This is a genomic window from Stutzerimonas xanthomarina DSM 18231, from assembly GCF_900129835.1.
Classification (GTDB): Bacteria; Pseudomonadota; Gammaproteobacteria; order Pseudomonadales; family Pseudomonadaceae; genus Stutzerimonas; species Stutzerimonas xanthomarina.
Genome location: NZ_FQXA01000006.1, coordinates 40,041 through 52,090 on the forward strand (window position 1 = coordinate 40,041; position 12,050 = coordinate 52,090).

A 12,050-nucleotide genomic window follows, 5' to 3' on the forward strand; every position below is an offset into this window, starting at 1 on the left:
CGTCTGCGTCTATGCCGCGCTTTCGCCGGCCTGCAAGTACCGCTTCCTGCTGCGTTCACCTGACACAGCCGCTCAGATCATCAGCCTGCGCGCCAGAATCCTGCCACACCCGACAGGAATATCGCTGTTTCGTCAGATTTCCGTAGAAATGTTCAGCTTTTTACTTTGACAGCCCGTGCTTTTGACCTTAAGTTTTCACTTCCGAACATTTCCGAACCCTCGCAGTATTCGGATCATAACAACAACAGTCTCACAAAGAGGTTCTGCGCATGAGCAACCCGTCCACCCCGACGCTTCGGGGGCAATGCATCGCCGAGTTTCTCGGCACCGCCCTGTTGATCTTCTTCGGTACCGGCTGCGTGGCCGCACTCAAGCTCGGCGGCGCTGATCTAGGCCTTTGGGAAATAAGCGTTATTTGGGGTATCGGCGTCAGCATGGGGGTTTACCTCGCCGCAGGTGTTTCGGGCGCTCATCTGAATCCTGCAGTCTCCATTGCGTTGTGGCTGTTCGGCACATTCGAGCGGAACAAGGTGCCGGCCTATATCCTCGCCCAAACCGCGGGCGCCTTCTGCGCCGCCGCGTTGGTTTATGGTCTTTACAGCAGCCTGTTTTTCGATTTCGAACAGGCCCAGCAGATGGCTCGCGGCAGCGTTGCCAGCCTCGAGCTGGCATCGGTGTTTTCCACCTACCCTCACGCATCTCTGTCGGTCAGCCAGGCGTTTCTGGTGGAAGTGGTGATTACCGCTATCCTGCTGGGGATGATCATGGCGCTGACAGATGACGGTAACGGCCTGCCGCGCGGTCCGCTGGCGCCTTTGCTGATCGGTTTATTGATCGCCGTGATTGGCGGCGCGATGGGCCCGCTGACCGGCTTCGCGATGAATCCAGCGCGGGATTTCGGTCCAAAGCTGATGACCTTTTTCGCCGGCTGGGGAGAAGTCGCATTCACTGGCGGGCGCGACATTCCGTATTTCCTGGTCCCGCTGATCGCACCAGTGCTGGGCGCCTGCATTGGCGCGGCCGGCTACAAAGCGCTGATCTGCAAGCATCTACCGGGGCTGGGAGGCGCGTGCGACGTGTCGGCAAATGTCGAAACGAAGCCTGACAGCAAAGCCTTCACCAAACACGATGTCACTGCCCCAGAAGCTCGTTAAGGAATCGACACCATGAGCAATCAAAACAACAAGCAATTCATCGTCGCCCTCGATCAGGGCACCACCAGTTCACGCGCCATCGTGCTGGACCGCAACGCCAACGTAGTGACCATCGCCCAGCGCGAGTTCGCACAAATTTACCCACAGCCGAGCTGGGTCGAGCATGACCCCATGGAAATCTGGGCCACCCAGAGCGGCGTATTCGTCGAAGCCCTGGCGCAGGCCGGGATCACTAATGAGCAGGTCGCGGCGATCGGCATCACCAACCAGCGCGAAACCACTATCGTCTGGGACAAGATCACCGGCCGCCCGATCTACAACGCCATCGTCTGGCAGAGCCGCCAGAGCACGCCGATCTGCGATCAGCTCAAACGCGACGGTATGCAAGACCATATCCGCAAGACCACCGGCCTGGTCATCGATCCCTACTTCTCCGGCACCAAAATCAAGTGGATCCTTGATCACGTCGAGGGCAGCCGTGAGCGCGCGCGCCGTGGCGAGCTGCTGTTCGGCACCGTCGATTGCTGGCTGATCTGGAAGATGACCCAGGGCAAGGCCCACGTCACCGATTACACCAACGCCTCACGCACCATGCTTTATGACATCCATAAGCTGGACTGGGACCCGGTCATGCTCGAAGCGCTGGATATTCCGCGCGAGATGTTGCCCGACGTACGCTCGTCTTCCGAAGTCTATGGCCACGCCTATCTGGGCTCGGGCCAGAGCACCGGCATCCCCATCGCAGGCATTGCCGGCGACCAGCAGGCCGCGCTGTTCGGGCAGATGTGCGTCGAGCCGGGCCAGGCCAAGAACACCTACGGCACCGGCTGCTTCCTGCTGATGAACACCGGGACCAAGGCCGTGCAGTCCGAACATGGTTTGCTGACCACCATCGCCTGCGGACCGAAAGGCGAAGTGAACTATGCATTGGAAGGCGCCATCTTCAACGGTGGTTCTACCGTGCAGTGGCTGCGCGACGAGTTGAAGGTGATCAATGACTCGCTGGATTCCGAGTATTTCGCCACCAAGGTCAAGGACAGCAATGGCGTCTACCTGGTCCCGGCCTTTACCGGGCTCGGCGCGCCCTACTGGGACCCACGCGCCCGTGGCGCGCTTTTCGGCCTGACCCGCGGCGTGAAGGTCGATCACATCATCCGGGCGGCGCTGGAATCCATCGCCTACCAGACCCGCGACGTGCTCGATGCCATGCAGCAGGATGCCGGTGAGCGCTTGCGTTCGCTGCGTGTGGACGGTGGTGCCGTGGCCAACAACTTCCTTATGCAGTTCCAGGCCGACCTGCTCGGCACGCAGGTCGAACGCCCGGAAATGAAGGAAACCACTGCACTTGGCGCGGCTTATCTGGCGGGCCTGGCGACGGGTTTCTGGAGCAGCCTGGACGAGTTGCGCAGCAAGGCCACCATCGAACGTGTGTTCGAACCGGCCTGCGACGATGAGAAGCGCGAAGCGCTCTATAAAGGCTGGAAGAAAGCGGTTGGCCGCACCAGGGACTGGGAAGAAGAATAAGCTCAGCCGCAAACTGCCACGCAGCACAGCGCCCGGCCCGGTTTCTATTTCGCGCCGGGCGCTCGATTCGCAAACGAACAATTCTTTAATCACAGACCAGACTGCGGCATGCTTCCCGGCATATCGATAAGAAGGAAGCCTCCATGAGTCTGGCCCCACGACAGCAGAGCATTCTCGAATTGGTGCGCGAGCGCGGCTACGTCAGCATCGAAGAACTGGCGCAACAGTTCGCCGTGACGCCCCAGACCATCCGTCGTGATATCAATCAGTTGGGCGAAGCCGGCCTGTTGCGCCGCTACCATGGTGGCGCCGCCCACGACTCCAGCGTGCAGAACACCGCCTACACCCAGCGCGCCCGGCAGATGCGTGACGAGAAGCGCCGCATCGCCGACGCCATGGCCGCGCACATCCCCGATCAGGCCTCTCTGTTCATCAACATCGGCACCACCACCGAAGCCATCGCCCACGCTCTGCTCAATCATCGCGACCTCAAGGTCATCACCAACAACCTGCACGTGGCAAGCATCCTCAGCCCCAAGGAAGATTTCGACGTACTGATCGCCGGAGGCAACGTGCGCAGCGATGGCGGCGTGGTCGGTCAAGCCACTGCGGATTTCATCAGCCAATTCAAGGTGGACTTCGCCCTGATTGGCATCAGCGGGATCGATGAGGACGGCACCCTGCTGGATTTCGATTACCAGGAAGTGCGCGTCTCCCAAGCCATCATCAACAATGCGCGGAAAATCTACCTGGCTGCAGATTCAAGCAAGTTCGGCCGCAGCGCCATGACTCGTCTTGGCTCGCTGGAACAGATCGATATGCTGTTCACCGAGGCCCAGCCGCCCGAAGCCTTCCTCGGCCTGCTGGCACAGCACAACGTGAAGCTGGAAGTCACCGGTTAAACCGCTTCAGTGACCGTCATGCTTGGAGTATGCGCAGCCTGCGCAATACCCGCCTGGACCACATTTCTTCGGTGGTGTGAACACGCGAGCGGCCAAGGCTGCCGTGCTCCGGTGGGCTGAAGCCCACCCTACTTCTCTGGCTGAATCGCTTCAGTAACCGTCATGTTTGGGGCACGCGCAGCCTGCGCAATACCCGCATGGACCGGATTTCTTCGGTGGTGTGAACACGCGGGCGGCCAAGGCTGCCGTGTTTTGGTGGGCTGAAGCCCACCCTACTTCTCTGGCTGAATCGCTTCAGCGACCGTCATGTTCGGGGCACGCGCAGCCTGCGCAAACCCGCCTGGACCAGATTTCTTCGGTGATGTGAACACGCGAGCGGTCAAGACTGCCGTGTTTTGGTGGGCTGAAGCCCACCCTACCTTTTAGCGTTACCCATCCAAAGCACACCAATCCGTCGCACGCCGTAGGGTGGGCTTCAGCCTACCACATGCAGACTGCACCGCTAACCGACTGAACCCCGCTAATTTCTGCCCTAACACCCATAGGTTGACCGCTCAGCACCAATAAGCAGTTCGGATCGATTCGATTATTTTCTTTTGATATAAAAAACGAATACCACCTCTAGAGAGAGGTTCTTTTCTACGCTAGGATGTTCATATTCGAAAACAAATGTTCGTTCTTGAGGAGAATCCCTGTGACCGAGACCGTCTCCGAGCTGTACGACATCGCTGTGATTGGCGGTGGGATCAATGGTGTAGGCATCGCTGCGGATGCAGCCGGACGTGGCTTATCGGTGTTTCTCTGCGAACGCGACGACCTGGCCAGTCATACCTCCTCAGCCAGCAGCAAGCTGATCCACGGCGGCCTGCGCTACCTTGAGCATTATGAATTTCGCCTAGTGCGCGAGGCACTTGCCGAACGCGAAGTGCTGCTCGCCAAAGCCCCTCATCTCGTCAAGCCGATGCGCTTCGTACTGCCGCATCGTCCGCACCTTCGTCCGACGTGGATGATCCGTGCAGGCCTGTTCCTTTACGACAACCTGGGTAAACGCGAAAAGTTGCCGGCGTCGCGGGGGTTGCGCTTTGGCTCAGAGAGCCCGCTCAAGGCCGAGATCAAGCGCGGTTTCGAATATTCCGATTGCTGGGTCGACGATGCACGGCTGGTGGTGGCCAATGCCATGGCCGCTCGCGAGAAAGGCGCGCACATCCACACCCGGACCCAGTGCCTGAGCGCCAAGCGTGCCGCTGGTATCTGGCACGTCGAGTTGCAGCGACAGGACGGCACACGGTTTTCCTTACGCGCCAAGGCACTGGTCAATGCGGCAGGCCCATGGGTAGCGCAGTTCATCGGTGACAAGCTGCAGCAGCGCTCGCCCTACGGCATCCGGCTGATTCAGGGCAGCCACATCATCGTGCCGAAACTGTACGAAGGTGAGCAGGCCTACATCATGCAGAACGAGGACCGGCGCATCGTCTTCGCCATCCCCTATCTCGACCGTTACACCATGATCGGCACGACCGACCGCGAGTACCGGGGTGACCCGGCCACGGTCAGCATCAGCGAAGAAGAAATTGCCTACTTGCTGGGCGTTGCCAATACGCACTTCCGCAAGCAGCTCGAGGAGAAGGACATCCTGCATACCTTTGCCGGTGTACGACCACTGTGTGACGACGAGTCGGACAACCCCTCCGCGGTCACCCGTGACTACACGCTGTCGCTGTCGGCAGAAGAGAAACAGGCGCCGCTGCTTTCAGTATTCGGCGGCAAGCTGACCACCTACCGCAAACTGGCCGAATCGGCGATGGCTCAGCTCAAGCCCCACTTTCCCAGCATGGGCGAGAGCTGGACAGCGTCTGCGCCGCTACCCGGCGGCGAAGGCATGACCACGGCCGAGGCGCTCGCTGAAGAGCTGATGGCTAAGGTAAAAGGCGTCGAGCAACCGCTGGCCAAACGCTGGGCGACGCTTTACGGCAACCGTGTTTGGCGCATGCTCGGCGATGCCCGCTCGCTGGATGCGCTGGGGGACAACCTCGGCCAGCACCTATATACACAGGAAGTTGATTACTTGCGGCGCGAAGAATGGGTGACGCAGGTAGACGATATTCTCTGGCGCCGGAGCAAACTTGGCCTGGCGTTCACAGCGAATGAAATAACCCGCCTGCAGCACTATCTGCAGGCGCAAGTGAGCAGGACGACCGACGTAGACGCGGCCTGACGCCCGCGACGTTTCGGATCGCCGCCGATTGCGGTAGGCTCAGCGACTTCTCAAGACGGAGTAACTCCCCATGGCCCGAGCCACTGCCCGCCACATCCTGGTTCCCACTGAAGACAAGTGCAACGAGCTGAAAGCTGCCATCGAAGGCGGCGCCGATTTCGCTCAGGTTGCCAAGGACAATTCCACCTGTCCATCGAGCCGCCAGGGCGGCGACCTGGGTTCGTTCGGTCCTGGCCAGATGGTCAAGGAATTCGACACCGTGGTGTTCAGCGCCCCGCTGAACCAGGTGCAAGGTCCGGTGAAGACCCAGTTCGGTTATCACCTGCTGGAAGTGACCAGCCGCCAGGACTGATCCTGCAGCCCCCGCGCATCTTGCGCGGGGGCGCCCAGGCCGCTCAGCCATCGATGCGCCGAGCGACCTCTTCCAACCCGTACCTCCCCGCTACCCCTTGAATCCAATCACGCCTCCAGGCGGAAACGCCCAGTCAGAGCTTTGAGCCCGTTCATGCTCTGCATGATGGTGTTGCCTGAGGCCGCGGTATCGTGGGTAGCGCTGGCCGCCTGATCGGCTACCTGAGCGATACGGGTCAGCGACTGGTTCATGTCCTCGGCTACCTGCGACTGCTCCTCGGCTGCCGTCGCGATCTGATTAGTCATGCCGCGAATGGTATCCACAGCACCAACGATTTGGCCCAAGGCATGCTGCGCCGCTTCGATCTGCGTCAGCGTTGTGATGCTGCTCTGCCGTGAGGCATCCATGCCTTCACCGGCACGCGTGGCCTGGCTCTGCAGTCGCTCGACCAGGACACTGACTTCCTTGGCTGAATCCTGCGTGCGACTGGCCAGGCTGCGTACCTCGTCTGCAACCACGGCGAAGCCACGCCCTTGTTCGCCCGCTCGCGCAGCTTCGATGGCTGCGTTGAGCGCTAACAGGTTGGTCTGCTCGGCGATGCCGCTGATCACGTTGAGCACCTTGCCGATCTCATGGCTGTCCTGCACCAACTGCTGCATCACACTGGCCAATCCATCGACATGGCCGGTCAAGGCGCGGATGGCCGTGACCGATTCGTTCATCACCGCATTACCGGCGCTGGTTTCCTGCTCGGCAAGATCCGCCGCGCTGGCCGCTTCGACGGTGCTCCGCGCCACTTCCTGCGAGGTGGCGAGCATCTCGTTCATGGCGGTGGCGACCTGATCAATCTCGGCCTGCTGCGCCTCGACGTTGCGCGCGCTGTCGCCCGCCAAACTCGCCATGCGCACGCACTGACCATCGGCTTCGTCGGCAGCCTGACGCACGCCACGAATCATTTCGCCAACCTGCCCCAGCAATCGGTTGTAAGCGAGGGTGATCATGCCCATTTCGTCATCGGCGTGGCGCACCTGCAGCGGTGCGGAAAAATCCCCCTGGCTGACCTTTTCCAGGCGACCGCGCAACTCGTCGACCTGCAGCATCAGCCAGTTCATGCCGGCGATCCGTCCGAGGATCACCAGTAGCAGGATGCACAAGGTCGAACCCATCGCGACCCAAAGTTGCTGTGAAGCACTGCGATTGGCCTCTGCGGAAATCAGTGACACCACCTCGTTGGACGCTGCGAGAATTTCGTTGGCATCTGCGGCCACCGCTTTCAGATCAGCGTTCTGGCCGGCCGCCAGCGCCTGCACGGCGGGACGATAGCGCTGCCATATCTGGTCAACGCGCTGCAGATGCGGCTTGACACTGGCCAGCTCTACCGGGGCGATGCCCTGGCTGCCGTCGCCGTTGAGCAGCAGACGATGCGACTGTTCGAAGCGCTGGATGGTTTTATCCACTTCAGCCGGACCAACGATACCCTGGGACGCCAACAGCGCCTCTTTCATCATCTTCTGGCTGAGCATGCGCTGGGCGCCAGCCATGTCGATCTGGCTGGCGTCCTTGGCGGACATGAACAGCACGCCGGCCGTGAGCGCCGCGCAGAGAAAGATCAGGCTGTAGGAAAAGAAGAATTGCTGATTGATTGTGCGCAGGCCCAGCGCGCGCAATACCGACTGGATGAGGTTAGCCAAGGTGCTGGTCATGGGTGTATCCAACTACAGAGAAGGTAAAGCGCTGCCATTACTCGACGGCGTCGCAGTTACCCACTTCTCGGCTGTAACAGGAGCAACTTGATAGCCGTCGATCATCTATCTGAAAGTACCGTCATACAGGCGTTTGAAAGATTTTCGCCCACTCACGGGACGCTCATCCACGCTCTGATCCAGATCAATTAAATTGACACTTTGGGCAACCGAACGCCGCATAAGGACTATGGTCAGGTAATGGCAGGGCTACTTGTCTGGCACCCATTTTTTCATTGAGGACTCGTCATGTTTCATGTAACCCGCATTGGTGATAATCGCATCGACGTGGATTTCTCCGGAAAACTCGACAGCAGCGAGATGCGCTTCGCACTCGACGAACTGATGCGAAAGTCAGAGGGCATCAGCCACGGCCAAATGCTCTATCGCATCGGCGATTTCGATATACCGACGCTGGGCGCGATGGGTGTCGAACTGGCGCGGATTCCCCAGCTGTTCCGCTTCATTCGCCGCTTCGATCGCTGCGCGGTGGTGTCCAACAAGGACTGGCTGCGCAGGGCCAGCGAGATCGAGGGGGCGCTGTTCCCTGGCCTGGCTATCAAGGCCTTCGACGAGCACCAGAACACCGAGGCGCATAACTGGCTGGAGAGCCAGAACTGACCACGCTTTCTCGACAGCCGCTAGCGGGGCGTACCGAACACCTGGGTCCAGTAGCTGCCGGCGGCGCTGGATTTGTCGATGGCGTAGGCCGCGCCCATCTCGGTGAAATCCAGATTCATGATGTTGCTGCAATGCCCGGGACTGGCCAACCAACCCGCCATGACCTGATCTGCCGACCCCTGCCCGGCCGCGATGTTCTCGCCGATACGCTGCCAGCTGTACTCGGCACGGTTGGCGCGATCACTGACCAGGCTGCCGTCCGGCGCCCGATGGCTGAAGAAGTCTTGTTTGGCCATATCGCGGCTGTGCGCCAGAGCAGCATCGGCCAGGTCGCCGTTCCAGCTCAATGCCGGTGCCGCCTCGAACGAACGATTACCGCATTTGCGCGGCTGCGCCCTCGCTTCATTGACCCGCTGCAAAATGTTATTACCTACCTGTTGCCAGTCGCCAAGGTCGGGGGAAAGCAGCGGCTTGGCCAGCAGTACCTGCCAAGTGTTGCCCTTACGCGACACACCGATTTCGGCGAAGTCCTGGCTGCGCAGAGGGGCGCAGTAGCGCTGCTTGAGGGCCTGCATGGCGCTTTTTGCATCCGCCGGCCCGGAGACAGAGATGGCTTGCAAGTTGGAAGGTCGGTAACCCGCTTCCTGTAACGCCTGCTGCAGTTGCGCCCCACTGGTGGCCGGTGCCACAGCCAGCGCAGCATTGGGCGCTAGTGGCCCGACCGCCTGGGCTTCATCACCGCCGCAGGCTTCCCCAGCCTCGCGAAATTCATTGATCAGACCAATCAAGGGATCGGATTCCTGAGCATGCGCCTGGCACGCCAGACTCGTAGCCAGAACCAGCAGGGCACCAACTGCTACACGTGTTGGCGCACCGCCTGCTGAGGATGTGGCTGGAGTCGGGATAAACGGGGTCATGGCGTCACCTGTCTGTCTGCGATTAAACATGCTGACCACGATGCTTAGAGGGCGATCCGCTGCGGCGCTCAAACCGGTAGATCATCGACGACCACAAAGATTGGCGGCAAAGATGCGATGATGCCCAGCGCAGCCGAACCCAACCCGCACGACTGACCACACTCATGACTCTTTCTGATTTCCTGCTATTTGCCCTGCCGGCAATCTTCCTCACCGGCCTATCCAAAGGCGGATTTGGTGGCGCCCTGGGCGGCATCGCCGTCCCGCTGCTGGCCCTGGCAATCTCGCCGAAACAGGCCGCCGCAGTGATGCTGCCTATTCTCTGTTTGGCTGATGTCGTGGGCCTCAAGGCGTATGCCGGTCACTGGGACAAAGCGAATCTGAAAGTGATGATGCCGGGTGCGTTGATCGGCATCGCGCTGGGCTCGCTGACCTTCGGCATGCTCGACGAGCGCATGATCGGCCTGATGATGGGCGCCATCGCTGTCGGCTTCGTGCTGTTGGGCCTGGTGACCAACAACGACAAGCCGCGACCGCTGCAGCGCGGGCGCGGTACGTTGCTCTCCTCAATTGCCGGCTTCACCAGCTTCGTCGCCCACGCCGGCGGGCCGCCAATCATGATGCATCTACTGCCGCAGCAGCTGGACAAGCTGCGCTACGTGGCGACCATCAATCTGTTCTTCCTGATGACCAACGCGATCAAGCTGATCCCTTATGCAGCGCTCGGCCAGTTCAGCTACGAAAACCTGCTGCTCAGCCTGACGCTGGCGCCGGTGGTGCCGTTCGGCGTCTGGGCCGGGCTCTGGTTGCACAAGCGCATCGACCACAAACTATTTTACCGAATCGCCCGCGTGGGCATGCTTCTGGCCGGGCTGCAGCTGATCTGGAAAAGCCTCTGAGATCTGCAGCGGCTACGACCGGCCGCCCGGTTTTTCTGAACGTTTCGCGCGCCTGCCCAGTCGGATTCAGTGAACCCAATGCAAAGGAGTCATCCTCATGCTGAAGTTTCTGGGCAGCACAATAGGCATCATCTTTCTGATCGGTCTGTTGGTCGTGATCGGTTTATTCGCGTTGATTTTCTAACGTCAACCAAGACGATCACTTTGCAACCACGGCCCCTCGGTACGCACAGCCGCACGTTGCACGTTTATCGACAGGCCGCCGCCAACCCGGCGGCCTGTTTGTTTCCGGCCACGGCATATCAACCATGACCCTGTCTCCTCGCCTCGTGATGGCGCTTCTCAACCTGTCAAGAACGCTTGCCCTGCTAGCACTGCTCTGCGCGGCCATGCTGCCGACGACCCACGCCTGGGCTCAGGAAGGCGTCGCGACCGTGCGCCTGGACGGCCGAACCTTGTTCCGCATCGGCCCCAGCGAAGCGCTCGAACCGCGGCCGCGGGCGCGGCAGATAGAACGGCAACTGGCAGCCGTGCTCGAAACGCCCCAGGGCATCACCCCGGCGCGTATCGAGCCGACTGAATCCGAGGAGGACGATGGACTGCAGATCAGCGTGGCCGGCCGCCCATTGATAGTGGTCACACCGGCCGATGCCGAAGCCAACGGCCAGCCGCTAGACCGACTCGCGCGCAACTGGGCAGCAATAATTGACCGAGCTCTGGCGACGGCTGCCAAACGCCGCGATTCGGACCGTGGACGGTTTTTGACTTCAGTGCAGTCGAGCGTCGAAACCGCCTTCGCCAGGCTGCTCGAATCGGCGATCAGCATCATTCCCAGAGTACTGGCGGCCCTGTTGGTCCTGCTGCTGTTCTGGGGGCTGGCCACTGCCGTACGTGCGCTGATGAAGAAGGTCGTGCGCCGCTTGGCGAATGATCTGACCGTTGAGAACTTGGTCCGGCAGGTGAGCTATTACGCGGTCTGGGTGCTCGGCATCATCGTCGCCGCGAGTGCCTTCGGCCTGGAACCGAGCACTCTGGCCACTGGGCTTGGACTGACCAGCCTTGCGCTGGGTTTCGCCCTCAAAGACATTCTCTCCAACTTCGTCAGCGGTCTGCTGATCCTGACGCTGCGGCCGTTCCAGCTGGGCGATCAGATCATCATCGGCGAAACCGAAGGCAGCGTGGAGCGCATCGAGCTGCGCGCCACCCAGATCCGCACCTACGACGGCCGCCGTGTACTGGTCCCCAACGCCGAAACCTTTACCTCGCGCGTCACCAACAACACGGCGGCGCCGATCCGCCGCGGCAAGGTGGTCTGCATGCTGGGATATGGCGTCGACATCGATGCAATCAGCGCAGTGATGCGTGAGGCCGCCCAACAGACCACCGGTGTGCTGGCGACTCCGGAAGCCTCGGCACACCTCATCGACCTGGGCGAGAGCCAACTGGTGTTCGACGTGCAGTTCTGGTGCGATTCGCGCCGCTCGGATTTCGTCGCCACCGCATCAGAGGTGCGAAAGAGCCTGATAGCGGCGCTGCGCGCGGCCAGAGTCACGCTGCCTGACGAAGCGCGCCAGAACGTAGTGCTGCACACCCCAAAAGCCTGAGCCGCGCGTACTGGCTGGGAGCTGATTGAACGCGGCCATCCGGTGGGCTTACGGAACGGGGGCATGATCGCCGGTAGGGGTTTCAGGTGGGCTAAAGCCCACCCTACGGAACGACGGGAC

At 60.8% G+C, this 12,050-nt stretch carries 11 protein-coding genes; 9 read left to right on the plus strand and 2 right to left on the minus strand.

What is annotated here, in order from left to right:
* Positions 1–269 precede the first annotated feature (269 nt).
* The 5 genes from BUE09_RS15500 to BUE09_RS15520 all read left to right on the plus strand — a co-directional run bounded on the left by BUE09_RS15500 (position 270) and on the right by BUE09_RS15520 (position 6,147).
* Positions 270–1,154 carry an MIP/aquaporin family protein gene (locus BUE09_RS15500; protein WP_073302129.1) on the plus strand — a complete coding sequence of 295 codons (885 nt, stop codon included), beginning with the start codon at positions 270–272 and terminating at the stop codon, positions 1,152–1,154.
* Positions 1,155–1,166: 12 nt separating this feature from the next.
* Positions 1,167–2,678 (plus strand): glycerol kinase GlpK, encoded by a 1,512-nt coding sequence (glpK, locus tag BUE09_RS15505; protein ID WP_073302131.1) that lies wholly within the window; start codon positions 1,167–1,169, stop codon positions 2,676–2,678.
* 143 nt (positions 2,679–2,821) lie between these two features.
* On the plus strand, positions 2,822–3,580 hold the full coding sequence (locus BUE09_RS15510) for a DeoR/GlpR family transcriptional regulator (protein ID WP_073302133.1): 759 nt from the start codon (positions 2,822–2,824) through the stop codon (positions 3,578–3,580).
* 649 nt (positions 3,581–4,229) lie between these two features.
* Positions 4,230–5,795, plus strand: a complete 1,566-nt coding sequence (glpD, locus tag BUE09_RS15515; RefSeq protein ID WP_303623002.1) for a glycerol-3-phosphate dehydrogenase — start codon at positions 4,230–4,232, stop codon at positions 5,793–5,795.
* Positions 5,796–5,865: 70 nt separating this feature from the next.
* Positions 5,866–6,147, plus strand: a complete 282-nt coding sequence (locus tag BUE09_RS15520) for a peptidylprolyl isomerase (RefSeq protein ID WP_073302135.1) — start codon at positions 5,866–5,868, stop codon at positions 6,145–6,147.
* Between the two features lie 107 nt (positions 6,148–6,254).
* Here the strand turns inward: BUE09_RS15520 and BUE09_RS15525 are convergent, their stop codons facing one another.
* Complete coding sequence (locus BUE09_RS15525; RefSeq protein WP_073302137.1) at positions 6,255–7,850, minus strand: methyl-accepting chemotaxis protein; 1,596 nt, start codon at positions 7,848–7,850, stop codon at positions 6,255–6,257.
* Positions 7,851–8,138: 288 nt separating this feature from the next.
* On the opposite strand from BUE09_RS15525, the gene BUE09_RS15530 reads away from it, so the two are divergent.
* Positions 8,139–8,510, plus strand: a complete 372-nt coding sequence (locus tag BUE09_RS15530) for a SpoIIAA family protein (protein WP_073302140.1) — start codon at positions 8,139–8,141, stop codon at positions 8,508–8,510.
* 20 nt (positions 8,511–8,530) lie between these two features.
* Here the strand turns inward: BUE09_RS15530 and BUE09_RS15535 are convergent, their stop codons facing one another.
* Positions 8,531–9,427 carry a CAP domain-containing protein gene (locus BUE09_RS15535; protein ID WP_083380770.1) on the minus strand — a complete coding sequence of 299 codons (897 nt, stop codon included), beginning with the start codon at positions 9,425–9,427 and terminating at the stop codon, positions 8,531–8,533.
* 164 nt (positions 9,428–9,591) lie between these two features.
* Here BUE09_RS15535 and BUE09_RS15540 point away from each other — a divergent pair, with 164 nt between their 5' ends.
* The 3 genes from BUE09_RS15540 (at position 9,592) to BUE09_RS15545 (ending at position 11,930) form a co-directional block, all read left to right on the plus strand.
* Positions 9,592–10,326, plus strand: coding sequence for a sulfite exporter TauE/SafE family protein (locus BUE09_RS15540; protein WP_073302142.1), 735 nt, complete (start codon positions 9,592–9,594; stop codon positions 10,324–10,326).
* A gap of 97 nt (positions 10,327–10,423) precedes the next feature.
* A complete protein-coding gene (locus tag BUE09_RS20880; protein WP_122164729.1) occupies positions 10,424–10,510 on the plus strand; it encodes a small membrane protein YohP in 87 nt (28 codons plus the stop codon).
* 124 nt (positions 10,511–10,634) lie between these two features.
* Positions 10,635–11,930, plus strand: a complete 1,296-nt coding sequence (locus BUE09_RS15545; protein WP_073302144.1) for a mechanosensitive ion channel family protein — start codon at positions 10,635–10,637, stop codon at positions 11,928–11,930.
* The last annotated feature ends 120 nt before the right edge of the window (positions 11,931–12,050 follow it).